This is a genomic window from Thiomonas sp. FB-6, from assembly GCF_000377645.1.
Lineage (GTDB): Bacteria > Pseudomonadota > Gammaproteobacteria > Burkholderiales > Burkholderiaceae_C > Thiomonas_A.
In genome coordinates this window covers 720479-745192 of the sequence record NZ_KB898471.1, presented here as the reverse complement: position 1 = coordinate 745192, position 24714 = coordinate 720479, and the positions used below count along the sequence as shown (strand labels likewise).

Here is a 24714-nt window from a genome sequence, read left to right as displayed (position 1 = left end):
CCATGACTCCCGACCCCGCTCCGCCCGGCCCCGAGTTCGAGCTCGGACTGGTCTGGCTGCGCCGCGACCTGCGCCTGCACGACCATGCCGCGCTGCATCATGCGCTGAGCCGCTGCCGGCGCGTGCAACTTGCCTTCGTGTTCGACACCGACATCCTGCAGCCGCTGCTGGATCAGGGCATCCGCGGCGACCGCCGGGTCACGTTCATCCACGCCAGCCTGCTCGAGCTGGACGCCCGGCTGCGCCGGCTCGGCGGCGCGCTGTGGGTGGAGCACGCCAGCGCCGCCGCCGCGCTGCCGGCGCTGGCGCGGCGCCTGGGGGCGCAGGCGGTGTTCACCAACCGCGATTACGAGCCCTCGGCGCAGCGCCGCGATGCCTGCGTGGCGGGCGAGCTTGCGGGCGCCGGCATCGAGTTCCTGGCCTTCGACGATCAGGTCATGCTGCCGCCGCCCGCCTTGCGCACCGGCCAGGGGCGGCCCTACGGCGTGTTTACGCCCTACCGCAACGCCTGGCTGGCGCGCCTGCGCGCCAGCGGGGGCGCCGAGCTGGACGAACGGAGCTGCCCCCTGGAGCCCGGGCGCCTGCTGGCCGTGCCCGAGGGGCTGGCGCGGCTGCCCGAGCCCGCGCAATTGGGTTTCGCCGCCCCGGCACCGCTGCCGCAAGGGGTGGAGCCGGGAAGCCGCGGTGCTCGCCGCGCCTGGGAGGCCTTCCAGGCGCGGCTGCACGACTACGCCGCCTCGCGCGATTTCCCGGCGCGCGAGGCCACCAGCGGACTGTCCGTGCACCTGCGCTTCGGCACCCTCAGTGTGCGCGAACTCGGGCGCCATGCCTGGCAGGCCGTGCAGCAGGGCAGCGAAGGCGCCGCGAGCTGGCTGTCCGAGCTGGTGTGGCGCGATTTCTACGCCCAGGTGCTGTTCCACCACCCGCAGGTGGCGCAGGGACGTTCCTTCCGTCCCGCCTACGACCGCATCGAGTGGGAGCAGGCGCCCGAACGGCTGCGGGCCTGGTGCGAAGGGCGCACCGGCTATCCGCTGGTGGACGCGGCGATGCGCGAGCTGCTGGACAGCGGGCGCATGCACAACCGCCTGCGCATGGTGGTGGCCAGTTTCCTGTGCAAGGACCTGGGGCTGGACTGGCGCCTGGGGGAGGCCCATTTCGCGCGCTGGCTGCTGGATTTCGACCTCGCCTCCAACAACGGCGGCTGGCAATGGGCCTCGTCCAGCGGTTGCGACGCGCAGCCCTGGTTCCGCATCTTCAATCCGGTGGAACAAAGCCGCAGGTTCGACCCCGACGGGCACTACATCCGCCGCTGGGTGCCCGAACTCGCGGCGCTGGATGCGTCGTCCATCCACGCACCCTGGCTGGCCGGGCCCGCGCAGTTGCGCGCCGCCGGAGTGCGCCTGGGGGAGGACTATGCGCTTCCCGTGGTCGACCACGCGCAGGCGCGCCAGCGCACGCTGCAGCGCTACGCCGTCGTGCGCGACGACGCGCAGCAGGCGGCGCGGCGCCCGGGCGCCGAGGCCCCCCCGCGCCGGCCCGGCCCCGGCAGCCAGGGCGGCTTGTACTGAGCGCCCCCAGGGCCGGGCTGCGCCCAGCCCGCCCCCCGTGGGGGTCAAGAAAACTTGGGGCGGCCCGGCGTTTTCTTGAGAGCGCCCCCAGGGCCGGGCTGCGCCCGGCCCGCCCCCCGTGGGGGTCAAGAAAACTTGGGGCGGCCCGGCGTTTTCTTGAGAGCGCCCCCAGGGCCGGGCTGCGCCCCGGTCTCAGGCGTCGACGCTGGTCGTTTCCAGCACGTACTCGCGCAGCAGGCCCAGCAGTTCGTCCTCGGAGTAGGGCTTGCCCAGGTAGTGGTTGACCCCCAGCTCCTGTGCGTAGTTGCGGTGCTTGTCGGCGATGCGCGAGGTGATCATGATCACCGGCAGGTGGCGCGTGCGCTCGTCGGCGCGGATGTTGCGCGTGAGGTCGAAACCATCCATGCGCGGCATCTCGATGTCGGTGAGCACCACGTCGGGCAGGGTCTGCTGCAATTGCTCCAGCGCGTCCAGTCCGTCCTTGGCCAGCATCACCGTGTAGCCGTTGCGGGTCAGGAAGCGCTGGGTCACGCGGCGCACGGTGATCGAGTCGTCCACCACCAGCACGGTGTTGGCGCTGGGCATCGGCGCCTGCGACAGCAGCAGGGCGGAGTCGCTCCGCGGCACGCCCGCCTGCGAGCGCATGCGCTCGGCCGCCTTGTCGCCGTAGACCGCGGCCAGCGCCACCGGGTTGTAGATCAGCACCACGCCGCCGTCGGGCAGCACCGAGATGCCGGCCAGGCCGGGCACGCGGGAGAGCTGCGGCCCCAGGTTCTTCACCACCACTTCCTGGTTGCCCAGGACTTCGTCGACATGAAGGGCCAGGCGCTGTGCCGCGCTGCGCACCAGCACCACCGGCACCGTGCGCCCGGGGGTTTCGCCGCTGGCCCCCGACTCGTCGGTGAGCGCGCCCAGCCAGTACAGCGGCAGCTGCTGCCCGGCGTGTTCGAGCTGACGCTCGCGCAGCGCCGGCTCCAGTTCCGCCGGGCGCAGGCGCAGCACCAGGTCGACCAGGCTGGAGGGCACCGCGTGGATGCGCTCGCCGGCGCGCAGCAGCACGACCTGCGTGACCGCCGTGGTCAGCGGCAGCACCAGCGTGAAGGTGGTGCCGCGCCCAGGCACCGAATCCAGTTCCACGCGCCCGCCCAGCGCGCGCGTGTCGGTGCGCACCACGTCCAGGCCGACGCCGCGGCCGGCCATCTCGGTGGTCTCGGAGGCGCTGGAAAAACCCGGCAGGAAAATGATCTCGCGCAACTGCGCCTGGCTCGGGTGCTCGCCCTCGGCCAGCAGGCCCTGCGCGCGCGCCTTCGCGGCGATCTCGGCATAGTGCAGCCCGCCGCCGTCGTCGCTGATCGACACCACCACTTCGCTGCCGTCATGGCGCAGCGCCAGCGTGATCGTGCCCACCGCGGGCTTGCCCACGCCTTCGCGCTCGGTGGGGCTTTCCAGCCCGTGCGCGACCGCGTTGCGCAGCAGGTGCTCGAAGGCCGGCGCCATGCGGTCCAGCACGCCGCGGTCGAGTTCGATGGTGCCGCCCTGGATGTCCAGGCGCACCGCCTTGCCGGCGTCCTTGCTGGCCTGGCGTACCGTTCTGTACAGGCGCTCGGAGATGCTGTCGAACTCGACCATGCGCGTGCGCAGCAGGTCGCGCTGCAGCTCGCGGGTCAGGCGCGACTGGCGCAGCAGGCTGTCCTCGGTGGACTGCAGCGCGCGTCCCAGCGAGCCCTGCACCAGCGCCAGGTCGTTGACCGACTCGGCCATCATGCGCGTGAGTTCCTGGAAGCGCGTGAAACGGTCGAATTCCAGCGGGTCGAAGTCGCGCCCGTCGTCGCGCGTGGCCTGGGTGCGCGCGGCCGTCTGCGCATCGGCCTGCAGCTCGATGTCGCGCACCTGCGCGCGCAGGCGCGACAGGTTGTCGCCGAGGTCGCGCACGCCGGAGCGGATGACGTCGAATTCGCTGTCCAGGCGCGCCCGCGCGATGCTCACCTCGCCGACCTGGTTGACCAGGCGGTCCAGCAGCGCCGCCTGCACGCGCACCGGCTGCGCGCGACCGAAGGCCTGCGCGGCATCCACGGCCAAAGCGGCTCCAGGGGCCGGCTCGGCCGCGCCGGCGGCCGCCGCGGGTTGCGCCTGCGCCTCCAGCAGCGCGCGTTCCGGGTGGATCTCGCCGAGCTCGGTGTCGCCGCGGCCGCTGGCCTCGCGCAGGCGCTCGAAGCGTGTGTTGATGGCGTCGAAACGCGCGATCAGTTCCAGCAGAGCCTGTTCGTCCGGCCGCGTATCTTCTCGCCCGGCCAGGGTCTCGATGTCCGACTCCAGCGCATGGGCCATGTCGCCCAGCGCCATGGTGCCGGCCATGCGCGCGCTGCCCTTGAAGGTGTGCAGCAGGCGCATGGCCTGGCGCGCGGCCGAGGTCTCGGCCGGGCGAGACTCCCATTCGCGCAGCGCGCGCGCGAGCTGGGGCAGCAGCTCGGCCGCCTCGAACTCGAAAATCGGGAACAGCTCGGGGTCGATGGCGTCGCGCGCGCCGGTTCCTGACGCGGCTGCCGCGGGTTCGGCTTCCAGCCCGGCCGTGGGCAGCGCCTGGAAGCTGCCTGCCTGCCCGGCGGCCGGAGTCGCCGGGGGCTGGGCGGCGGCTTCGGCCTCCGGCCCGGAGGGCGTCCGCGCTTGCAGCTCCTCGTCCCATTGCTCGTGCAGCTCGACGACTTCCTGCAGTTCCAGCTCGTCGGCGGTCGTCGAGGCCTGGGCGCCCGGCGCCGCCGCCGGTTCGCCCGCCTCCGGCTCGGCGCCGCCGGCCTCGGCAGCAGCCTGCTCGGGGGCGCTTTCCCGCGGCGCCCACAGCCATGCGGCGACAGGCTCCGGCTCGGCAGCCGCTTGGGCTTCCGGCGGCGCCAGCGCGCCCGCGTCGAAGCCCTCGCTGGCGGCGAGCGCGGCGGCGGTGCGCAGGTCCTCCAGATGGCGCACCAGCGCCTGCAACTGTTCCAGCAGATCCGGCTGCGCCGGGCGCAGGAAGCCGGCGGCGAACTGGTGCAGCACCCGGCGCATGTCCTCCATGGCGCGCGGCAGCAGCGCCTGCTGCGCCTCGTCCAGCGCCTGCGGGTGCTCCGACTGGCCCTGCATCGCCTGTTCCAGCAGTTCGGCCAGTTGCTGCACGCTGTGCAGTCCCACCGTGGCCGAGCTGCCGCGCAACTGGTGCGCCAGAGCCGTCGCGTGCTCGCCGATGGGCGCCTGCGGATGCGGGGCCCAGCCCGTGACCTCCTGGTCCAGGCGGCGCACCAGCTCGTCGGCTTCGTTCAGGTAGATGGTGTGCAGGGTCTGCGGGATGCGCAGTTCGTCGATCACCTTCACGCCATCGTCGGGCGGCGGCGCCGATTCGTCCACGGATGCGTCCACGGATGCGTCCACGGATTCGTCCGCGGACGGCGGGGCCGGTTCCTGCTCGAGCGCTTCGGGTTGCGCCAGGGGCAGCTCGCCCGCGGGCTCCAGCAGGCTGGCCTTCGGCAGCGCGGGCTCCGCCGCCTCGGCCGGGCCTGGCTCGGGAGCGCCCAGGTCCAGCAGCGAGGCGTCGGGCCAGGCCGGCGGGGTGAAGGCCGGCGGCGGCGGGGTCCAGGCTTCGGCGGAGGCCGGCGCGGACTGCGCTTGCGCAGAGGGCTCGGGCGCAGGCATGCCGGGTGCCGCCTCGGCCGCCTCGGCCTCCTCGGCCTCCTCGGCCGCCTCGGCCGCCTGCGGCGCCTGGCCGTCGGAGCCGGGCTCCCAGCCGAAGAATTCCTCGGGTCCCGGCGCCGGAGCTCGCAGCGCGGCTTCCCAGGAATCGTCCACGGGCTCCTCGCGAGGTGCCGGCGCAGGCTGCCCGGCGGGAATCGGCTCCGGCATGGTCTCGGCAAGCGGCTCGGGCGCTGCTTCGAACGCTGCTTCGAATGCTTCTTCGTGTGTTGCTTCGGATGCTTCGTCGAGGGCTTCGTCGAGCGAAGCCGCGAGGGGCTCGAAATGCGGCTCCAAGTGCAGCTCGGCAAATGCCTCGGCAGGCGCTTGCGCAGGCGCTTCGGAAATCGGCTCAGAAATCGGCTCGGAAGGCGCTTCCAAAATCGGCTCGGAAGGCGCTTCGGGCCTTGCCTCGGCATGCGGCGGCGCGAGGGCACCGAACGCAGGCGTGCGCCCTTCGCGCAGCGCAAGGGCGGCCTGCACCAGCGCCTCGCTGGAGTAGGCGCTGGCGTCGCCGGCGCGCAGTGCATGCGCCCACGCCTCGAGCAGGTTCAGCGCGTGTTCGGAAAGTTCGAGCAATTCCGACCGAGGCGCGGCGGCCTCGGCCAGGGTCTGGTTGAAGCACTGTTCCAGCCCCCACGCCCCCTCGGCGAAGTCGCGCATGCCCACCATGCGCGCGCTGCCCTTGAGAGTGTGGAAGCAGCGCCGCAGCGCGGTCATGGAATCGTCGGCCGGATCGCTGCCGCGCAGGTCGGCGATGCGCTCGCGCCCCTGCGCGGCGACTTCGTCGGCTTCGTCCAGGAAGATCTCCACCAACTCGGGGTCGACGGCCTCCTCGGGCTCGGCCGCCGCCGGCGCGACAGTTGCCGGCGCCGGCTCCGTGACGCTTTCCAGGGGCGGTTGCGCGGTGGCGCCTGGCGTGCCCAGCAGCAGCGCGTCCAGCGCCGCGGCCTCGTCGACGGCTGCGGAGCCCGTGGACAGTGTGGACGGCTCGGGGATCCCGGGCGTCGCCTCGGCCGCCGCGCCGCCGCCGGCCTCGGCTTCCAGCGGTGGCAGCAGCGTATCGGCTTCCTCGAGCGGCAGCGAGGGCAGGGCGGGCGCCGCGGCCGCGGCGCCGCCCGGAGCTGCCGGCGGCGCGGCGGACAGCGCATCGGCCTCGGGCCCAGCGGCTTGCGGGGCTGCGGCGCGGCCGGCTGCCTCCGCGGTGGCGGCTTCGGCGGACGGTGCCGGCGCGGCGGGGGCCGCCTGGCGCGACGGCGGCACCACCGGGCGCAGCTCGCCGCTGTGGGCGTCGAACTGGAAGGAAATCCTCGCCAGTTCGGGCTGGTAGCCCAGCATGTCGACCATGAATCCCAGCGTGCCGATGTTGGCAGCCAGGTGTTCGAAACTTCCTCCGGGCTGGCGAGCGGCGCCTTGCTCGGGCGGCGCGGCCATCAGGTTCTCCACGCTGTGGCGGATATGCCCCAGAGCCTGCGAGCCCACGTCCATGCCCAGCACCGACAGCACCCCGCGCATCTGCCCGAGCAGGCGCGGAACCGGCTCCAGGTCGCCGAGGGTCTGCGGATCGCGGAAATAGGCGTCGAGCAGGCGCTCGACCGTGCCCATGTCGTGGCGCAGCTCCTGCACCACCGTGCCCAGGGTCTGGTTCTCCGAGACCTGGCGGTACAGCTGTTCCATCCACGGCGCGAAGGCCTCGCTGGCATAACCCTGCGCGCTGCGCTGCAGGCGTTGCGCCAGTTCGCGTGCGCGCGGCAGGAAGTCGGCGTCGTCGGCGCGGAAATGCACCAGCGAGGCTTCCAGGAACAGCAGCGCGGTGGCGACCTCCAGCACTCGCTCCGGGGTGAGCAGCGAGCGCTGCTCGCCGACCACCTGCAGCATGCGCTCCACGGCCGCCGGAAGCACCTCGGTGCCGGCGCTGAGCTGGCGCAGCACCAGCCCCAGCTGCTGCAGGTGCTCCTGCAGGCGCGCGATGCGGCTGAAGTCTCCGTTGCCGATATGCGCCCAGCCGTCCTTGACCTGCACCATGCGCTTGCGCGCCTGCTGCACGAGGGCGGGGTCGACCAGGCCGAAATGGGCCTGCTGCCAGTCGACCACGGCCCGTGGACGAAGTGCGGCGGCGGCTGCCACCGCGCGCAGGGTGGCCGGGGCCTCGCGGCCGTGCTCGCGCGCCCGGGCGAGCGCCTGGTCGCAGAAGAACAGCAGCTCGTGCGCCAGGCGCCGCGACACCTGCGCCTGGCCGGCCAGCATCTGGCGCAGTTGCAGGTTCAGACGGTTGCACAGGCGCTTGGCGTAGATGTCGGCTTCGATCAGGTCGTCGCCGAGCGCTCCGAAGAAGGCTTCGGCGATCCACCACAGCGAGCGCTCGTCGCCGGCGCTGGCGCCCTGGGCCTGACGCGCCACGGCCTGCATGGTGGCGCTGGCTCCGCGCAGGTCGCCGGCGCGCAGCACCTCCAGCAGCGCGCGCTCGTAGTCGCTGCGCGCCTGCACGCCCAGGGCTTGCGCGGGCGTGCCGTCCTCGGTGGCGCGCGGCCATTCCCAGGCGAAGTCCCACAGGTCCGCGGGGTGCGCGGGCTCGCCGCCGGCCAGGTCGGCCAGGCCGCGGTACTGGCGGAACAGCTTGACCGCCGGTTCGTCGCGGCCGCTGGCGCGTGCCTCCAGGTAGTCCAGCACCGCGTGCAGGCCCGACTCCAGCGCCTCCACCATCGGCGCGTCCAGGCGCTGCGGCTGCTCCAGCGCGCGCATCAGCACGCGCTCGGCGGTCTGCAGCACGCGCGCGCAGCCTGCCTGGCCCATCAACTCCAGCGCCCCGGCCGCCTGGTGCACGTGGGTGCGGGCCTGCATCAGCGCGCTCGCCATCTCCGAGGCCGCATCCTGCGCCTGGCCCAGCTGGGCCTGGCGCCGCACCGCGGCGAGCGCGGCCAGCAGGTTGTCGCGAACCTGCTCCAGGACCCAGGCCAGGCCCGCGGTATCGGGCGGCGTGGAGGACTGCGTGGTCGGGGCGACGTCGTTCATGCCGGGTCGGGGTGTGGATTGCGCGGGGGCGGGCGTGGAAAGGGGGCTGCGCGGCTCAGGCGATCTTGAACCGCGACACCGACTCGCGCAGCACCTCGGCCACGCGCGCCAGCTCGGCCACCAGTTCGGCGGTGGAGCGCGTGCCGTCGCCGGTCTGCTCGGTCACCGCGAAGATGTGCTGAATGCTGGTGGCCACCTGGTTGGCGGCCTGCGCCTCGGTCAGTGCCTGGTGCGAGATGCGCTCGATCAGCTCGGCCAGCTGGCGCGACACGCGGTCGATCTCCGACAGCGCGGCGCCGGCGCTGTCCGACAGGCGCGCCCCCTCGACCACCCCCTGCGTGCTCTTTTCCATGGCCGCCACCGCGTCCTGGGTGTCGGTCTGGATGGTGCGCACCAGCGCGGCGATCTGCTTGGTCGCCTCGGCCGAGCGTTCGGCCAGGCGTTGCACTTCCTCGGCCACCACCGAGAAGCCGCGCCCCGCGTCGCCCGCGGAGGCGGCCTGGATGGCCGCGTTCAGCGCCAGCACGTTGGTCTGTTCGGTCAGGTCGGAAATCAGCTCGGTGATCTCCCCGATCTCCTGCGAGGATTCGCCCAGGCGCTTGATGCGCTTGGAGGTGTCCTGGATCTGGCTGCGGATCGAGTTCATGCCCTCGATGGAGTTGCGCACCGCCAGCAGGCCCTGCTCGGCGGCGTCCAGGGACTGGCGCGCCACGGTCGAGGACTGCTGCGCCTGCGCCGACACCGAGTTGATGCGCTCGGCCATGTCCAGCACCGAACGCCCGGTCTCGCGGATCTCGATCAGCTGCTGCTCGGAGGAGCGCAGCAGGTCGCCGGCGGTGGTCTGCGCCTGGCCGGAAGAGCGGCGCACCTGTTCGGCCGTCTTCTGCACCTGCGCCACCAGGCTGCGAAGTTCCTCCACCGTGTAGTTCACCGAGTCGGCGATGGCGCCGGTGATGTCCTCGGTCACCGTGGCCTCCTGGGTCAGGTCGCCCTCGGCCACGTTCTGCAGTTCGTTCATCAGGCGAAGAATGGCCGCCTGGTTGGCCTCGTTGCTGCGCCGCGCTTCCTGTTCCTGGCGCTCGGCGCGGCGGCGTTCGCGTTCGGACTGCCCCGCGCGTTCACGCGAGGCCTGCACGTACAGACGCCCCAGTCCGAGCAGCGCCAGCACGGCCAGCAGCGCGGCCGCCACCAGCACCCACAGCTCCACGCTGCCCACGCCGGCCTGCGAGGAGTAGTGCGCCTGCAGCTCCTGCAGGCCGCCCAGCAGGGGCACCGAATCGTGCAGCACCGCGGTCTGCGCCAGGCGCGCGCTGCTCAGGCTCTGCAGGTTGCCGAGGATCTGCCGGGACAGCGCGGAGACGCCGGCGAAGGCCTTGATCATGCCCTCGACCTGGGTGCGGGCCTCGCCGCGCACGGGGCTGAGCTGCAGGTTGGCGTCGCCCTGCTGCAGCCCGTTGGCCAGCTGCTCGAAGGTCTGCAGGTCGCGGCCCAGCGCGAACACCGCCTCCGGGCTGATGCCCTGGTAGGAAAGGAACTCGTTGGCCGACTTGCCGATGCGCTGGGTGAGCATCTCCAGCTGCGCCGCCGCGGCCACGTCGGAGCCGCCGGCGCCTTGCTGCAGCAGCAGCGAGGTCAGGGTCTGCGCGCCTTGCAGCAGCGAATCCGATTGCCGGCTGATGGTGCGCAGCGCATCGTTGGTCTGCGTGAGCACCGACTGCATCTTCACCACCACGCGCGCGTTCTTCACGGTGGCGTCGACCATCGGCGTCACCGCGGCCAGCCGCGAGCCGCCGGCGTGCAGCGTGTCGCCCTCGTGCAGGCGCCGCAGGTCGCCTTCCAGCGCGTCGGCGCTGGCCTGCAGTTCGCCGAAGCCTTCCTTCGAGCCCAGCAGCGCCGCGCTGACCGACTTGGCCACGCGCTGCGACTGCATCAGCGCGTCGCCCGAGGTGTTGAGCAGGCCCGCCGACGAGGAGGTGATGCGCAGCGTGGCCGTCAGGCTCACCCCCACCAGCAGCACCGCCACCACCAGCAGCACCACCAGCAGGCGCTGCTGGCCCTGCAGCGGCAGGTGTCCGATCAGCGGCAGGCGCCGGATGGATTCGTCGCCGGTGCTTTCCTCGACGTCGCGCTGGTCCTGCATCGCCGCCGACAGCGTGACGCCGCCCACGGTGGCGTCGCTGGCGGCGAAGGCGGTGGCCTCCGCCGCGGGGCGCTTGGAGGAAAACAGGGGAAACAAGGCCATGACTGCTCCGACGGAATCGAAGGGATGGAATGGAAGCGGCGGATGCGGGAGGCCTCAGGCCACCTGCAGGAAGCGTCGGTCCTGCGCGAGCAGGGCCAGGTTGAGTTCGCGCCAGACCTGGCCGCCGGCGTCGCGCTGCTGCGCGCCCAGCCAGGGCGGGGCGGGCGCAGCCGCGCCGGTCTCGGGCGTGAACTGCGAAGGCATGCGCAGGCCGGCGAGCTGGTCCACCAGCAGCGCGCAGTTGATCTCCAGGCGCGGCGAGAACTGCACCAGCCGGCTGTGCGCGCCGGCGCGCGACAGCGCGTCGCTCGTGGCCTCGCCCAGGAAGCCGGCCAGGTCCACGACCCCGCACAGCACCCCGCGCAGGTTCAGCAGCCCGGCGAACCAGGGCTGCGCGTGGGGCAGCGGGGTGGGCGCCTCCCAGCTCGAGATCTCGCCCGACTGGCCCAGCGGCAGCAGCAGGTGATGCGAGCCGGCGACCACCGCCAGCCAGCGCGATTCGCTGCGGGTTTGCTGCGCGCCCTGCAGGCGCGCGGCCAGGCGGCTCTGGAATTCGATCAGCGAGCTCTTTGCCATGGGCCGGATCGATCAGTTCAGCGCCATGATCTTGCTCAGCAGGTCGTGCGGATCGACCGGCTTCGTGACGTAGTCGCGCGCTCCCTGGCGCATCGCCCACAGCTTGTCGGTTTCCTGGTTCTTGCTGGTGCACACGATGATGGGCAGTTCCCGGTAGGCCGGGTTGCGCGTGATCTGGCGCGTGAGCTGAAAGCCGTTGAGCCCCGGCATCACGATGTCCATCAGCACCAGGTCCGGGCGTTCCTGCTCGATCGCGGCCAGCGCCTGCTCGCCGTTCTCGGCGGTGCGCACCACGTAGCCGTTCTTGTTCAGCAGGTCGGACAGGAAGTACAACTCGGTGCGGGAGTCGTCGACGATCAGGATCTTGCGGATGCTCATGATTGGGCCGGTTTGACGCTGTGCGCGCCCGACGCGGGCGCATGCGCGCTCTGGCGGTGCACGTTCACCGCCTGCAGCAACTGGTCTTTGGTGAAGGGTTTGGTCAGGTAGGCCTCGGCGCCCACCATGCGGCCGCGCGCCTTGTCGAACACGCCGTCCTTGGACGACAGCATGACCACCGGGATCGCCGCATGCCGCGGGCTGCGCTTGATGATGGCCACCGTCTGGTAACCGTCCAGGCGCGGCATCAGCACGTCGCAGAAGATCAGGTCCGGCATCGTGTCGTTGACCTTGGACAACGCGTCGAATCCGTCCTCGGACAACAATACCTCGAATCCGGCTTGCTTGAGGAAGATCTCCGCGCTGCGTCGGATCGTGTTGCTGTCGTCGATCACCAGGACCTTGAACGAAGCGGGTGCCGTGCTCAAGCGCTATCTCCGTGAGGAAAAGGGTGCGGTCGGTTCAGATCTGCACCATTTCGAAATCGTCCTTGCGGGCGCCGCATTCCGGACAGGTCCAGTTCATCGGTACGTCGGCCCAGCGCGTTCCGGCGGCGAGACCGCTTTCCGGATGGCCCAGCTCCTCCTGGTACACGAACCCGCAGATCAGGCACATCCAGGTCTTGAAGTCAGGTTGCGTCACAGCGTATCGTCCTCTGGCATAAGATTCAATCATTCTAAGAAACGGCGCTGCCGCATCTGTGGCATCGAGCCGACCGGACGGCCGAGGGCTTGACCGTTCCGGCCGGCCTTGCATCGAATTCGTGTCGTTTCTCCCGCAGCTCCCTCTCGCGAAGCGCATCATGCCCCCATCCAGCGAAGCCCCGGAATCCCCCCCCGCAGTGATGTTCCTCAACGCGGCCGACCCCAGCGGCGCGGCGGGCCTCAGCGCCGACCAGGCGGTGTGCGCGGCGGTGGGCTGCCACGCGCTGCCGGTGACCACCTCCATCTGGGTGTGCGACACCGCCGAGGTGTTCGACATCGTCGAGGTCGATGCCGACGCCGTGGTGGAGCAGGCCCGCGCCGTGCTGCAGGACGTCGAACTGGCGGCCTGGAAGGTCGGCTTCCTGGGCAATGTCGAGGTGGTCAGCGCGGTGGCCGAGCTGCTGGCCGACTACGCCCAGCTGCCCCTGGTGACCTACGTGGGCAACCTGCAGGCGCTGGAGGAATCCCAGGTCGAGGAATACATCAAAGCCATGCAGGAGCTGGTGCTGCCGCAGACCCGCGTGCTGTGCGGCAACCTCACCGCGCTGAGCCAGTTCCTGTTCCCCGAGGTCGAGCGCGAGACCCCGCCCACCCCCGACGTGCTGATGCAGCAGGCGCAGACCATGGGGGTGCAGTACCTGCTGGTCAGCGGTGTGCTGGTGCCCGAGAACCACGTCGAGAACGTGCTGCTGAGCCCGCGGCGCCAACTGCTGCGCGAGCGCTTCGAGATGTTCGACGCCGGCTTCTCCGGCGCCGGCGACACGCTGTCGGCGGCCGTGGCCTCGCTGCTGGGCACCGGGGCCAAGCTCGACCAGGCGGTGCACGAGGCCCTGGAATTCCTCGACCAGAGCCTGGATTTCGCCTACCGCCCCGGCATGGGCAACCTGGTTCCCGACCGCTTCTTCTGGGCGCAGACCGGTCCCGAAGGCGAGGGCGATTCGATTTCCCCGGTCGGCCTGCAATAGTCGGGTACCGGCCCCTGCTTCCCTGATGTTCGTGTTGCGCCGCAGCACGCCGCCGCGGCGCGCGCGTCACCCCGTCGTCCCAAGTCCATGTCCGCTCCCGTCACCAACCAGTCCCTGTTCGAGCGCGCGCAGCGCAGCATTCCCGGCGGCGTGAACTCGCCCGTGCGGGCCTTCCGCCAGGTCGGCGGGGTGCCCTGTTTCATCGAGCGCGCGCAGGGGCCCTACATGTTCGACGTCGAGGGGCGGCGCTACATCGACTACATCGGCTCCTGGGGGCCGATGATCGCCGGGCACGCCCATCCCGAGGTGATCGAGGCCGTGCAGCGCGCGGCCACGCGCTCGCTGTCCTTCGGCGCGCCCACCGCGGACGAGGTCGAGATCGCCGAGGTGCTGCGCGAGGTCATGCCCGCGGTCGAGATGGTGCGCCTGGTCTCCAGCGGCACCGAGGCGGCCATGAGCGCGCTGCGCCTGGCGCGCGGCTTCACCGGGCGCGACGCCATGGTCAAGTTCGAGGGCTGCTACCACGGCCACGCCGACAGCCTGCTGGTCAAGGCCGGCTCGGGCCTGCTGACCTTCGGCAACCCCAGCTCGGCGGGGGTGCCGGCCGACGTGGCGGCCCACACGCTGGTGCTGGAATACAACAACGTCGAGCAGATCGAGCAGCTTTTCGCGTCCAGGGGCTCGCAGATCGCCTGCGTGATCGTCGAGCCCATCGCCGGCAACATGAACTTCGTGCGGGGCAGCGCGCAGTGGCACCGGCGCCTGCGCGAGCTGTGCACCGAGCATGGCGCGCTGCTGGTGTGGGACGAGGTCATGACCGGCCTGCGCGTGGCGCTGGGCGGCGCGCAGCAGCTCTACGGCATCCGCCCCGACCTGGTGGTGCTGGGCAAGGTGATCGGCGGCGGCATGCCCATGGCCGCCTTCGGCGGGCGCGCCGAGATCATGCAGCGCCTGTCGCCGCTGGGCGCGGTCTACCAGGCGGGCACGCTGTCGGGCAACCCGGTGGCGGTGGCCGCCGGCATGGCCCAGTTGCGCATCGTGCGCCGTCCCGGCTTCTACGAAGCCCTGGGGGCCGCCACGCGGCGTCTGATGCAGGGTCTGGAGCGCGCGGCCGCGCATCGCGGCGTGAGCCTGCGCACCGACTGCGAGGGCGGCATGTTCGGCCTGTATTTCGCCGACGCCCTGCCGTCTACCTACTCCGAGGTGGCGCGCGCCGACCTGGAGGCCTTCAAGCGCTTTTTCCACGCCATGCTGGAGCGCGGCGTGTACCTGGCGCCGAGCATGTTCGAGGCCGGCTTCGTCTCCAGCACCCACGACGACGCGGTGATCGAGGCCACGCTGAACGCCGCCGACGCCGCCTTCGCCGTGCTGGCCAAGGGCTAGGATTATTTCGGGATCTGCGCGTCGCGGGCGCGGGCCGCGATGGTGAAACTGCGGCGGTCGATGTAGGGGCCGTACAGGTGGTGCTGGAAGAAGTGGGGCGCCGGCAGCATCACCGCCAGGCGCGCCGCCTGCAGCGGCGACAGGCGTGCCGCCGGCATGTGGAAATACTGCTGCGCCGCCGCCTGCGCTCCGTACACGCCGTCGCCCCACTCGACGCTGTTCAGGTACATCTCCAGGATGCGCCGCTTGTCCAGCAGCAGTTCGAGCATGCCCGTGATCACCAGTTCCTGGCCCTTGCGCAGGTAGCTGCGCTCCGGCGACAGGAACAGGTTCTTGGCCAGTTGCTGGGTGATCGTGGAGCCGCCGACGATGCGGTGGTCGCGCTCCACGCGCCGGGAGTGGTCGCGGATCCAGGCCTTGCGCAGTGCCTGCCAGTCCACGCCCGGGTTGTCCAGGAAGGTGGCGTCTTCCGAGGCCACCACCGCGCGCTTGATCCACGGGCTCAGGCGCTCGTAGGGCACCCATTCGTGGTGCCACTCCACGTTTTCGCGCCCGTGCAGCATGCGCATCTGCGCGGCGCGCATGAAGGCGGTGTCGCGGACCGGCAGCACCGACCACAGCGCGATGCGCAGCGCGAAGTACAGCTGCAGCACCAGCAGCGCGCTCAGCGCCAGCAACAGCAGCCGGCCCACCGACGGGCGGTTTCGCGGCGGGCGGCGCGTGGAGGGGCTCGCGGGCATCGTACGGCGCCCCGGGTTCAGGCCGCGGCGGCCTGCGCGTCGAGCTCGGCGCGCAGCTGGCGCAGCACCGGCTCCGTGTGCACGCGCACGCCGCGCCACAGCCAGAAGCTTTCCGCCGCCTGCTCCACCAGCATGCCCAGGCCGTCGTGGCCCTGCGCGCCGGCCTCGCGCGCCAGCAGCACGAAGGGCGTGGGGCGCGCGCCGTACATCATGTCGTAGGCCAGCGTCTCAGCGTGCAGCACCCCGTCGGGCAACTGGGGCAACTCACCGCCCAGCGAGCCCGCGGTGGCGTGGATCACCAGTGCATGTCCGCGCCGCGGCGCCTCGCTGGCGCGCAGCTCGCAACCCTGCGCCGCCGCCGCCTCGGCGTGGCGCCGCACCAGCTGCTGCGCGCGTTCCGGGCTGCGGTTCCACACCTCCACCGAGCGCGCTCCGGCTTCGAGCAGGGCCCCCAGCACCCCGCTGGCCGCGCCGCCGGCGCCCAGCAGCAGCAGGTCGAGCCCGCGCAGCGCGGCCTGCGGCGGCCGCTGCAGCAGGCGCGCCAGGTCGCGCACCAGGCCGACGCCGTCGGTGTTGTCCCCCCACAGGCGTCCGTCCTCGTCCCAGCCCAGGGTGTTGGCCGCACCCGCCAGCTCGGCGCGCGGCGACAGCCTCGACGCCGCGCGCGCCGCGTCGAACTTGAAGGGCACGGTGACGTTGCAGCCCGCGCCGCCCTCGGCGCGCAAGGCCGCCAGCGCCGGCTCGAAGCCGCCCAGCGGCACCAGCCGGCGTTCGTAGCGCAGGCGCTGCCCGCTCTGCGCGGCGAACAGCTCGTGGATGCGCGGCGAACGGCTGTGCTGCACCGGGTTGCCGAGCACGGCGTACAGGTCGGGGGCGGACATCAGGAAGCTCTGGCGCTGGTTTGACGCGAAGGGGCGGGCGCGGCGGGAGCCGCGGGAGGCGCCTGCGCGGACGGCGCCTGCGCGCGCAGATCGGTGTTCAGCGCACCCTCGCGGGTGAAGTCGAAGCCGGCGACCACCACGATGCGGTCGGCGTCGCGGCGCATCGCCGGGTCGAAGGTCCCGAAGGGCTGCGCCGCCTGCACGATGGCGCGTGCCATGCGGTCGAGCAGCGCGTCGCCGGAGCCGTGCTCCACCTCGGCGCCCAGCACGTGGCCGGAAGCGTCCACGGTGATGGCCATGATCAGGCGCCCGTAGAGCTTGTGCCCGTCGCGCTGCGGAAAATCGGCCGTGCCCAGGCGCTCGATCTTCTCGCGCATACGGTCGTAGTACAGCGCGTAGGGCACGCTGCGCGTGCTGGGGCCGACGAAGCGGGTGCGCGGGCTGGCGTTGTTCAGCTCGATGCGCCGCTGGATGGCCCCGATCAGATCCAGCAGCTCGCGATGCTGGTCCTCCAGGCTGCTGCGTTCCTGCTCCGAGGTCTGGTGGGCTTGCAGCGCGTGCTGCAGGGTCACGATCTGGCTGCGCGCGGCGCTGAGGATCTCGCGTTCACGCTGTTCCAGGCGTTGCATCATGGTCTGCGCGTCGTGCGCGGCGTCCCCCGGCTGCAGCCGCGGGGCGGCCGGCAGCGGCGTGGCGGCCAGGCCGGCGCGGGCGGTGCCGCCGCCGTTCAGGTCGGCCTGCGCCAGCGCCTGCGGCTTGTCGGGGGGCGTGGGGCTCGCGCTGTTGACCAGTACCACCGACAGCGGCGGGCTCTGGAAGGCGCGCTCCATCGCCTGCGGCACGCCCAGATGCACCCCCAGCAGCACCAGGTGCGCGGCCACGGAAATGCCCAGCGCCCATTGCAGCGGGCTCAGGCGCAGGCGCGGGCGGGGGGCGGCGGACATCGCGCGGCGGGTCGAAGGGGGGCTTCAGTTGCCGTCCGCGGCCGGCATGCCGGCGTGCAGGTGGGGCGCGGCATGCTGCGCGGGTTGCTCGGCGGGAGCATCGTCCTCGCCGGAGGCCGCCTGCGAGGTCGCGTCCGCGGCGGCGGAACCGCCGGCCTCGGCGCCGGACTGCGCGGCATCGGCAGCCTCGGGGGCCTCGGCGGCGTCCACCGCCAGTTGCAGGCCCCCGGCCAGGCTTTCCTCCTCGTCGGCCTCGGCGGCCTCGGGCGCCTGCTCGGGCGCCGCGGTGTCCTGCAGCAACTGCAGCACGTGGCAGGGTTGCTCCAGCGTGACCAGGTCCGCCTCGCCGAAGCCCAGGCGCACGCGCGTGCCGCGAGGCAGATCCTGCGCGCCCAGCGCCGCGAGCACCAGCGGCATGCCGTCCACCCGCACCAGGCCCTCGCGCAGCACGCTGGCGTCGGCCTGCGCGATGCCCTGCTGGCGCAGGTAGCGCAGGGTCCAGTAGCGCTCCATGCCGCGCTGGAAGTCCGCGTAGGCCTTGTAGGCCTCCTCGAAGGCGCCGACCACCGCGAACAGCTGCGCGTCCTTCGGGCGGTAGGGCGCGGCCAGCGCGGCGGTGCGGCCGTGGCGCGCGGCGGCGATCAGCTGGCCCTGGTTGACCAGGTCGGCGTAGCGCCGCAGCGGCGAGGTGCACCAGGCGTACTGCGCCACGCCCAGTCCCTGGTGGGGCGCGGCGCGCGTGCCCATGCGCGTGCGCAGGTTGGCGCCCATGCCGCTCTGGCTGCGGTAGATGGCCGGCAGGCCCAGTTCGGCCAGCCAGCCGCCCCAGGTGGCGTTGGCCAGGATCATCATCTCGGCCACGATCAGGTCCAGCGGCGCGCCGCGGCGCCGCGGCACGATGTCCACGCGGGCGTGTTCCTCGCCCTGCTCGAGGCCGTCGACGCGGAAGCTGTAGTCCACGCCGGCGTTGCGTTCCGGGCGCCCGCGCACCTGCTCGCGCCCCGCCTTGAGCACCTGCGCCAGACGCCACAGCTGCGCCAGTTCGGCCGCGCAGGGGTAGGGCTGCGCGGCGGGGTCGGCCGTCAGTGACTCCTCGGTGACCGCCGCGTCGAGCAGGTCGTGGCGCAGGTTGGCCACGATCGGCACCCGTTCCACGCGGGTGTCGTGCCCGCGCATGCGCCACTGCGGGTCGAAATCGACGTACAGGCTCAGCGCGGGCGGCTGGCTGCCCTCGGCCAGCGTGAAGGCCTGCACCAGGGCCTCGGGCAGCATGGTGATCTTGTCGCCCGGCATGTACACGGTGGACATGCGCTGGCGCGCCGCCAGGTCCCAGGCGCTGTCGCGCTCCAGCGCCAGCGCCGGGGCCGCGATGTGGATGCCCACGAGCGTGCCGCCGTCCGGCAGCGCGCGCAACGACAGCGCGTCGTCGATCTCGGTGGTGGCCGAGTCGTCGATGCTGAAGGCGCGCACCTCGGCCAGCGGCAGTTCCTCGGCTGTCGGGCGCGGCAGGGCCTGCTCCGCGAAGCCGGTGCCGCGCGGAAAATATTCGAGCAGGAAGCGCTGCATGTGGAAGCGCCACGGCGAGGCGATGGCCCCGGCCTCGCGCAGCAGCTGCAGCGCGCCCTTGCCGCTGCGCCGCATCGCCAGCGCCAGCGACTTGTACTCGGCGCCGTTCTTGTCGGGCTTGAACAGCAGCGCGTAGATGCGCTCGGCGATGGCCGGCGGGCAGCGCCCCTGTTCGAGCTCCAGCGCGTCGGCGTCGATGCGCCGCTCCAGTTCCTGGCGCCGGGCGATGCCGGCCAGCGCCGCCTGCAGCACCTCGGGCGCCGCCTTGCGGAAGCGCCCCTTGCCGCGGCGCGAGAAATAGTGCGGCGCGCCGTACAGGCGCAGCAGCACCGCGGCCTGCTGGCGCGCGTCGGTGCAGCTGCCGTAGTACTCGGCGGCCAGGTGCTCGAAGCCGAACTCGTCGTCGGGGGCGAACTCCCACAGCAGGTCCAGCTCGATGCCGTCCTGCTGCGCCTGCGCCCAGTCCATCAGTTCCTGCGGCTCGGGGGATTCGAAGCGCAGCAGCGCCTGCTGCAGCTTGATCTTCTGGCGCTTGCCGCTGGACAGCTCGATCTGCATCGAGGCGTCGGCCTGGCTCATCAGGCGTGCGGTCGCCAGTTTGCCGGCTTCTTCGAACACAAGGTAGGTCACGTGCACATCCAGGAAAGATTCAGTCCGCGCGCAGGCCGAGAAAGGCCAGCACGGCGTCACGGTGGGCCTGCGCGTAGTCGTCCAGCGCGTGTCCGCCGTGCTCGGCCAGGCGCAGCTCGCAGCCGCGGTAGCGCTGGCTCATTTCACGCCAGTCGAGCACTTCGTCGTCGCGCGCAATCACCGCCAGGTAGCGTTCGGGGTGGGGCAGCGCGCAGCCCAGGTCGCCGACCTCATAGGCATGCAGCTCGCGCACATGCTCGGCGGTGAAGCGAAAGCGCAGCGAGGGGTCGTGCCAGCTGTCCAGTTCGCCGATCTGCGCCCGCAGGTCGCGGGCCGGGTTCACCGCCGGGTTGAGCAGCGCGGCGCGGCAGTCCAGGCGCTCGGCCAGCCAGGTCGCGTAGAAGCCCCCCAGCGAGGAGCCGATGAGCACCAGGCGCGAGGGCGCCGCCTCGCGCACCAGTGCCAGGCATCGTTCCATGGCCTCGCGCGGCGACGGGGGAAGCTGCGGGCAGATCCAGGCCACCGGCGGCGCGTCCCCGCGCTGCAGTTCCCGAAGGCCCTGCAGGGTCAGGCGCGCCTTCGCCGAGGCCGGCGAGGAGCGGAATCCGTGCAGGTACAGCAGGTGGCTGGGACGCGGGGGCGGGACGTGGGCGGGCATGCTCGCGGGCGAGGGCGTGGGAAGCCGGGCGCCGCGCCCGGGGGCGCGGCGTCTCGACAGGCCCAATCCTAGTCGACTGCGTCGGGGGCATCGCGGGCCCCGCCGGTGCGCGTGCGGGGCGCGGCCGGCCTCGACGCGGGCGCTGCCCGCCGGGGTTCAGGACGCGTTGCCCGAAGGCTGCGCGGTCTCGGGCGGCCAGTCGCGGATGTAGGCCTTGAGCATGCGGTTCTCGAAGTCCTGCTCCTGCACCACGGCGCGCGCCACGTCGCGGAAGGAAATGACCCCGAGCAGCGTGGTGCCGTCCATCACCGGGATGTAGCGCGTGCCGCTGTCCAGCAGCAGGCGCCGCAGTTCGTCCAGGCTGGTGGACGGGGCGCAGTGCACAGGGTCGCGCTGCATCAGCTGGCCCACGTCGGGGCGTGCGCCGTGGTCCGAGGACATCGCGCCCAGCACCTCCCGAAAGGTGAGCATGCCGGCCAGGCGTCCATCGTCCATGACCACCAGAGAGCCCACGTCGTGCAGGGCCATCGTGCGCGCGGCCTCGTGCAGCGGCGTGCTCGACGACACCGTGAACAGCGCGGTGCCCTTGATGCGCAAAATGTCACTGACTTGCATCGTCGTCTCCGTTCGGTGTCAACCGCATGGAGCCAATATAGTCCAGGCATCGGCAGGATTCCACGCGGCCGCGTCGGGTCCGCCGGGCCAACTGGAGTTTTCCCCATGCAATGTCTGGTCGATTCGCGCGAAGTGCATGTGCATTGCCTGCCCGCCGCGTCCGGGGCCGAGCAAGCTCCGGTTGTGCTGCTGCACGGCGCCTGCCAGGACCACCGCGCCTGGCTGCCGGTGGCGGGCGCCCTCGCGCGCGCCGGACACGCCGTCCATGCGCCCGACCTGCCCGGCCACTCGGCCAGCGCCGGGCCGCCCTGCGCGGGGGTGCCGGAGCTGGCCTCCTGGCTGCTGGAACTGCTGGACGCGCTGGGCATCGACCGCTGCGCGCTGGGCGGCCACAGCATGGGTTCGCTGGTCGCCCTGCACGTGGCGGCGCTGGCGCCGCAGCGCGTCAGCCACGTGGCGCTGGTGGGCACCGCGGTGCCCATGCCGGTGTCGCCGGTGCTGCTGGAGCGCGCGCGCAGCGACCCGGACTCGGCCATGCGGGACATGGCCCTGTGGTCCCACAAGGGTTCGCGCGCCGAGCCGCCCGATCCGGCACTGGTGGAGGCCAGCCTGCAGCTCATGCGCTCGGTGCAGGCGCGCTGGCCGGCCGGCGACCTGCTGGCCACCGACCTGGGCGCCTGCAACGCCTACGCGCACGGGCTGGAGATGGCCCGGCGCCTGCGCATGCCGGTGCACCTGGTGCTGGGCGAGTCCGACCGCATGACCCCGGTGCGCGCCACCGAGGAACTGCGCCAGGCGCTGCCCCAGGCCGGCCTGAGCCTGCTCGACGCCGGCCACGCGCTGATGCAGGAGCGCCCGCGGGAGCTGGCGCAGGCGCTGCTGGAGTTGCTCGGGCGGTCCTGAGGAGTGGCGTCCCGCTGCCTGGGTCCCGGCGGCGCCAGGCCCGGGCAACAGGCTTCGCAGGGACAAAAAAAGAGGCCGATCGTTGCCGATCGGCCTGCTGAAGGTACTTGGGAAAGTACCGAGGAGACAAAGGGTACGGCCGTCTGCGCGGCCTGGTTTGCGTGACCCGGGCTCAGGCGGCGCGCTTGGCGCGGCTGCCGCCGTTGGTCTGCGCCGCCTTCATGGCGGTGCTGGTCACGGTGTTGATGTTGGCTTCCACGACTTCGGCGGCCTGCTTGCTGGCCTTGTGCAGCGAGTCGTAGGCGTTGTTCGCGGCGCTCATCGCGGTCTTGAACATGGCCACGGCGGTCTCGGTGCCGGCCGGCGCGTTCTTGGTGGCGGTCTCGACCAGGGCCTGGACCTTCTTGTTCATTTCGCTGGCGTTGGCTTCCACCGCCTTGGCGAACTCGGCCTGGGTGCCGGAGGCGATTTCATACACGTGCTGCGCGTAGGCCAGGGCCTTCTCGGTCAGCGGCTGCGCCAGGTTGGGCTGCAGCGAGCTGAATTCTTGCAGGTCCTTGACCGACAGCGCGGCCAGCGTGGCTTCCGAGCCCTCGTGCAGCGCGGTCTTCAGGGTCTGCAGGTTGAGTTCAACCATGCGCTCGAAACCGTCCACCGCCTTGCCCGACAGGGCGAACAGGGCTTCCAGTTGGGATTTTTGCGCGGCGATCATTTGTTCGGGGGTCATCATCATCGGCTCCAAAGGGGGCGTTCGTTATGGATTCCAAGGAGGCCGGAGTTGAGCCCAGCCTTGCTCGATCGTGCTCTACCAACAAGTCCGTGCCGTGACATTCACGCCTTCGGTCCGGGAAGCTTTTTGTGCAGCGCACAAGACGAATTCTAGGCCGGGATGGCCGGCTGTCAAGAAGTTTTTTGGTGCGGCGCAACAAATTTTTGGCCCCAGGAAAAAATCCTTTCATGACAACAAGTTATGAAGGGGCTTCGGAGCCCGGACAAGGCTGTCATTGAACCACGGCCGGGCAGCGGCGCGTGCCCCTGCGCGCAGGGACATGTTGTGCCGCATCAAGCCGCTTCGGACGTGCGCGGGCCCATGCGCGCGGCCAGCGCCAGCAGTTCGCGCAGGCGCTCGCCGAGCTGGCGGTAGCGGCGCATGGGCAGGCGCAGGTCGAGTTCGTGGTGGCGCGCCATGTCGGCCAGCAGCACGCGTTGCTGGCGGTACAGCTCGCGCGCGGCGGGCACTTCGCGCAAGGCCAGGTCGAGCTCGGCCGGCATCGGCTCGCCGGGGTGGAAGGCGCGCAGCTGGGCCGGTGCGTTGTGCAGCAGCCCCAGGATGTGCGAATCCAGGTTCAGGTGCCGGGTGTAGGCCAGCGCCAGCGGGCTGTCCACCCGCGGCGGTTGCCAGCGGCTCAGGCGTGCCACCAGCTGCGGAAGGTCCCTCGCCGGTACCGCGCGCGCGATGCCCCAGCCCTGGACCTGGCGGATGCCCAGGGCGCGCAGGATTTCCAGGATCTCGGCGTTCTCGGCGCCCTCGGCCACCAGTTCCACGTGCAGCCCGTGCGCCAGCTCGCGCACGCTGCGCACGAAGGCGATGTCCTGCAGGTTGCGCGCGATGTCGCGCACGAAGGCCTGGTCGAGCTTGATCTCGTCCATGGGCAGGCTGCGCAGGCGCAGCAGGCTGGAATGTCCGGCGCCCAGGTCGTCGACGGCCAGGCGCACGCCCATGGCGCGCAGCAGCGTGAGCTGGCGCAGCGCGGCGTCGCGGCTGAGCAGCTCGCCGCGCTCGAGGATTTCCAGCGTCAGCCGGCTGGGGTGCAGGCCGTGGTGCTGCAGGCGCTCGGCCACGCGCTGCGCCAGGTCCGCCTCGCCCAGCGAGTGCGGCTCCACGTTGACCGATACGCCCAGGTCGCCCAGGCCCTGCAGCTCCCATTGCGCCAGCTGGTGCAGGCTGGCGTCGAGCACGCCGTGCAGCAACTGCCGGTGCTGGCGCCGGTCCAGCTGGCCCAGGAATTCCGCCGGGGCCAGCAACTCGCCGTCGCGGCGCAGCCGGGCCAGGCTTTCCAGGCGCAGCACGCGGCGGCGGTCCAGGTCGAACACCGGCTGGTAATGCAGTTCCAGTTCGCCCGGCAGCTGCGCGCCGCCGTCCGTGCCGGGCGCGGGCGGGGGTACCGAGAACACGCGCCAGGCCGCCTGGCCGGGGCGGTGGCGCCCCTTGGCCAGGTACATGGCGCGGTCGGCGTCGCGCAACAGCGCCTCGGCGTCCAGCGATCCGGCCCCCGCCCAGGCGGCCCCGATGCTCGCCGGGCATTCCGCGACCAGGCCCTCGCGCAGCCGGTAGGGGCGGTTCAGGCGCTCGCCGAGCCGGTCCAGCAGGGCGTGCAGTTCGGGCTCGCCGTGCACCTCGGCGAACACCACGGCGAACTCGTCGCCCCCCAGGCGCGCCACGAAGTCGTTCTCGCGCACCGCGCCGCGCAGGCGTTCGGCGAACATGCCCAGCACCGCGTCGCCCTGTTCGTGGCCGTGCTGGTCGTTGACCGGCTTGAAGCCGTCCAGGTCCAGCCAGGCCACCGCCAGCGGAGCCCCCGGGCTCTGGTGGCGCAGCATGGTCTCGAGCTGGCCCAGCAGGTAGCGCCGGTTGGGAAGCCCGGTCAGCGCGTCGTGCCGCGCCTGCTGCTGCAGGCTGTGCTCCAGGTGCTGGCGGTGCAGCGCCCAGTACATCAGGTCGGCCACCATGGCCACCACGGCCAGCTGTTCGGCGTCGGGCGCGCGCGCCGGCGCCCGTCCGAACCAGGCCAGCGCGATGACTCCCCGGCGGTCCTCGGGCGGGCCCACCGGCACGATCAGGTTGGCGCGAAGGCCGCAACGCACGAAATCCGGCATCGCATGGTCGCTGGCCGGGTAATCCGCGGTGAACACCGGCTCGCCGCAACGCAAGGCCAGGCCCGCGGTGCCGTCGGCCATCTCGAAGCGGTAGCCGGCGGCCAGGCGCCTGTAATCCTCCGGCAGCCCCTGGAAAAAGCGGTAGCGCAGGTGCGCCGGCCCGTCGATCTCGATCATCGCCGCGCCGTCGGCGTGCAACACGCGCGCCGCCTCCGCCGCCGCCAGCTCGAAAAAGCGCTCCAGGTCGCGCTGCGCGGCCAGGCGCCGGATGACTTCGGTGCCCACCTGGGCCTGCGCGGCGGCAGGCCCGCCGGGAAGAAGAGGGGAATCCAGGTGTCGCATCGAAGGCCCAGGGTTGACACCTTCGCAGCAG

Annotated in this window: 18 protein-coding genes; 4 read left to right on the top strand and 14 right to left on the bottom strand. The window is 72.0% G+C overall.

The window, feature by feature from the left end; genetic code table 11:
- The first annotated feature begins 2 nt into the window (after window positions 1-2).
- Window positions 3-1568 carry a deoxyribodipyrimidine photo-lyase gene (locus D466_RS0103490; protein WP_018912316.1) on the top strand — a complete coding sequence of 522 codons (1566 nt, stop codon included), beginning with the start codon at window positions 3-5 and terminating at the stop codon, window positions 1566-1568.
- A 192-nt stretch (window positions 1569-1760) separates the two neighbouring features.
- Here the strand turns inward: D466_RS0103490 and D466_RS20430 are convergent, their stop codons facing one another.
- From D466_RS20430 to D466_RS0103460, 6 genes are read right to left on the bottom strand one after another with little or no spacing between them, the layout of a single operon-like run.
- Window positions 1761-8279, bottom strand: a complete 6519-nt coding sequence (locus D466_RS20430; RefSeq protein WP_018912315.1) for an Hpt domain-containing protein — start codon at window positions 8277-8279, stop codon at window positions 1761-1763.
- Window positions 8280-8334: 55 nt separating this feature from the next.
- The gene (locus D466_RS0103480) at window positions 8335-10521 is read right to left on the bottom strand and encodes a methyl-accepting chemotaxis protein (protein WP_018912314.1); all 2187 of its coding nucleotides are present in this window, start codon (window positions 10519-10521) and stop codon (window positions 8335-8337) included.
- Window positions 10522-10575: 54 nt separating this feature from the next.
- On the bottom strand, window positions 10576-11097 hold the full coding sequence (locus tag D466_RS0103475; protein WP_018912313.1) for a chemotaxis protein CheW: 522 nt from the start codon (window positions 11095-11097) through the stop codon (window positions 10576-10578).
- 12 nt (window positions 11098-11109) lie between these two features.
- A complete protein-coding gene (locus tag D466_RS0103470) occupies window positions 11110-11475 on the bottom strand; it encodes a PleD family two-component system response regulator (RefSeq protein WP_018912312.1) in 366 nt (121 codons plus the stop codon).
- On the bottom strand, window positions 11472-11903 hold the full coding sequence (locus D466_RS0103465; protein ID WP_018912311.1) for a PleD family two-component system response regulator: 432 nt from the start codon (window positions 11901-11903) through the stop codon (window positions 11472-11474). Before D466_RS0103465 ends, D466_RS0103470 begins: the two co-directional genes overlap by 4 nt.
- A 34-nt stretch (window positions 11904-11937) precedes the next feature.
- Window positions 11938-12090, bottom strand: coding sequence for a rubredoxin (locus tag D466_RS0103460; protein ID WP_018912310.1), 153 nt, complete (start codon window positions 12088-12090; stop codon window positions 11938-11940).
- 187 nt (window positions 12091-12277) lie between these two features.
- On the opposite strand from D466_RS0103460, the gene D466_RS0103455 reads away from it, so the two are divergent.
- On the top strand, window positions 12278-13144 hold the full coding sequence (locus tag D466_RS0103455; RefSeq protein ID WP_156003939.1) for a bifunctional hydroxymethylpyrimidine kinase/phosphomethylpyrimidine kinase: 867 nt from the start codon (window positions 12278-12280) through the stop codon (window positions 13142-13144).
- An 87-nt stretch (window positions 13145-13231) separates the two neighbouring features.
- Entirely contained in the window at window positions 13232-14527 is a 1296-nt protein-coding gene (hemL, locus tag D466_RS0103450) for a glutamate-1-semialdehyde 2,1-aminomutase (protein ID WP_018912308.1), read from the top strand.
- Between the two features lie 2 nt (window positions 14528-14529).
- Here the strand turns inward: hemL and mtgA are convergent, their stop codons facing one another.
- The 6 genes from mtgA to D466_RS0103420 all read right to left on the bottom strand — a co-directional run bounded on the left by mtgA (window position 14530) and on the right by D466_RS0103420 (window position 20561).
- Window positions 14530-15267, bottom strand: coding sequence for a monofunctional biosynthetic peptidoglycan transglycosylase (gene mtgA / locus D466_RS0103445; RefSeq protein WP_051083660.1), 738 nt, complete (start codon window positions 15265-15267; stop codon window positions 14530-14532).
- A 17-nt stretch (window positions 15268-15284) separates the two neighbouring features.
- On the bottom strand, window positions 15285-16151 hold the full coding sequence (gene aroE, locus D466_RS0103440; protein ID WP_026284841.1) for a shikimate dehydrogenase: 867 nt from the start codon (window positions 16149-16151) through the stop codon (window positions 15285-15287).
- Window positions 16148-17092: an energy transducer TonB gene (locus D466_RS20425; protein WP_018912305.1), complete on the bottom strand. Its 945-nt coding sequence runs from the start codon at window positions 17090-17092 to the stop codon at window positions 16148-16150. The genes aroE and D466_RS20425 overlap by 4 nt, the downstream gene beginning before the upstream one ends.
- 24 nt (window positions 17093-17116) lie before the next feature.
- Window positions 17117-19237 carry an RNB domain-containing ribonuclease gene (locus D466_RS0103430; protein ID WP_156003982.1) on the bottom strand — a complete coding sequence of 707 codons (2121 nt, stop codon included), beginning with the start codon at window positions 19235-19237 and terminating at the stop codon, window positions 17117-17119.
- Between the two features lie 70 nt (window positions 19238-19307).
- A complete protein-coding gene (locus tag D466_RS0103425) occupies window positions 19308-19946 on the bottom strand; it encodes a YqiA/YcfP family alpha/beta fold hydrolase (RefSeq protein ID WP_018912303.1) in 639 nt (212 codons plus the stop codon).
- A 156-nt stretch (window positions 19947-20102) separates the two neighbouring features.
- On the bottom strand, window positions 20103-20561 hold the full coding sequence (locus D466_RS0103420; protein ID WP_018912302.1) for a CBS domain-containing protein: 459 nt from the start codon (window positions 20559-20561) through the stop codon (window positions 20103-20105).
- Window positions 20562-20666: 105 nt separating this feature from the next.
- On the opposite strand from D466_RS0103420, the gene D466_RS20420 reads away from it, so the two are divergent.
- Window positions 20667-21464: an alpha/beta fold hydrolase gene (locus D466_RS20420; RefSeq protein ID WP_018912301.1), complete on the top strand. Its 798-nt coding sequence runs from the start codon at window positions 20667-20669 to the stop codon at window positions 21462-21464.
- Window positions 21465-21636: 172 nt separating this feature from the next.
- On the opposite strand, the gene D466_RS0103410 is transcribed toward D466_RS20420, so the two are convergent.
- Window positions 21637-22197 (bottom strand): TIGR01841 family phasin, encoded by a 561-nt coding sequence (locus tag D466_RS0103410; protein WP_018912300.1) that lies wholly within the window; start codon window positions 22195-22197, stop codon window positions 21637-21639.
- 329 nt (window positions 22198-22526) lie between these two features.
- Entirely contained in the window at window positions 22527-24683 is a 2157-nt protein-coding gene (locus tag D466_RS20415; RefSeq protein WP_196803404.1) for a bifunctional diguanylate cyclase/phosphodiesterase, read from the bottom strand.
- Window positions 24684-24714 lie beyond the last annotated feature (31 nt).

Bases quoted from the DNA above. Each gene is read 5' to 3' on its own strand.
- D466_RS0103475 (WP_018912313.1), bottom strand. From the start codon at position 11,097: ATGGCAAAGAGCTCGCTGATCGAATTCCAGAGCCGCCTGGCCGCGCGC.
- D466_RS0103425 (WP_018912303.1), bottom strand. From the start codon at position 19,946: ATGCCCGCCCACGTCCCGCCCCCGCGTCCCAGCCACCTGCTGTACCTG.
- D466_RS0103430 (WP_156003982.1), bottom strand. From the start codon at position 19,237: ATGAGCCAGGCCGACGCCTCGATGCAGATCGAGCTGTCCAGCGGCAAG.
- D466_RS0103460 (WP_018912310.1), bottom strand. From the start codon at position 12,090: ATGTGCCTGATCTGCGGGTTCGTGTACCAGGAGGAGCTGGGCCATCCG.
- D466_RS0103480 (WP_018912314.1), bottom strand. From the start codon at position 10,521: ATGGCCTTGTTTCCCCTGTTTTCCTCCAAGCGCCCCGCGGCGGAGGCC.
- D466_RS0103420 (WP_018912302.1), bottom strand. From the start codon at position 20,561: ATGCAAGTCAGTGACATTTTGCGCATCAAGGGCACCGCGCTGTTCACG.
- D466_RS0103470 (WP_018912312.1), bottom strand. From the start codon at position 11,475: ATGAGCATCCGCAAGATCCTGATCGTCGACGACTCCCGCACCGAGTTG.
- D466_RS20420 (WP_018912301.1), top strand. From the start codon at position 20,667: ATGCAATGTCTGGTCGATTCGCGCGAAGTGCATGTGCATTGCCTGCCC.
- D466_RS0103455 (WP_156003939.1), top strand. From the start codon at position 12,278: ATGCCCCCATCCAGCGAAGCCCCGGAATCCCCCCCCGCAGTGATGTTC.
- D466_RS0103490 (WP_018912316.1), top strand. From the start codon at position 3: ATGACTCCCGACCCCGCTCCGCCCGGCCCCGAGTTCGAGCTCGGACTG.
- mtgA (WP_051083660.1), bottom strand. From the start codon at position 15,267: ATGCCCGCGAGCCCCTCCACGCGCCGCCCGCCGCGAAACCGCCCGTCG.
- D466_RS0103410 (WP_018912300.1), bottom strand. From the start codon at position 22,197: ATGATGATGACCCCCGAACAAATGATCGCCGCGCAAAAATCCCAACTG.
- hemL (WP_018912308.1), top strand. From the start codon at position 13,232: ATGTCCGCTCCCGTCACCAACCAGTCCCTGTTCGAGCGCGCGCAGCGC.
- D466_RS20425 (WP_018912305.1), bottom strand. From the start codon at position 17,092: ATGTCCGCCGCCCCCCGCCCGCGCCTGCGCCTGAGCCCGCTGCAATGG.
- D466_RS20430 (WP_018912315.1), bottom strand. From the start codon at position 8,279: ATGAACGACGTCGCCCCGACCACGCAGTCCTCCACGCCGCCCGATACC.
- D466_RS20415 (WP_196803404.1), bottom strand. From the start codon at position 24,683: ATGCGACACCTGGATTCCCCTCTTCTTCCCGGCGGGCCTGCCGCCGCG.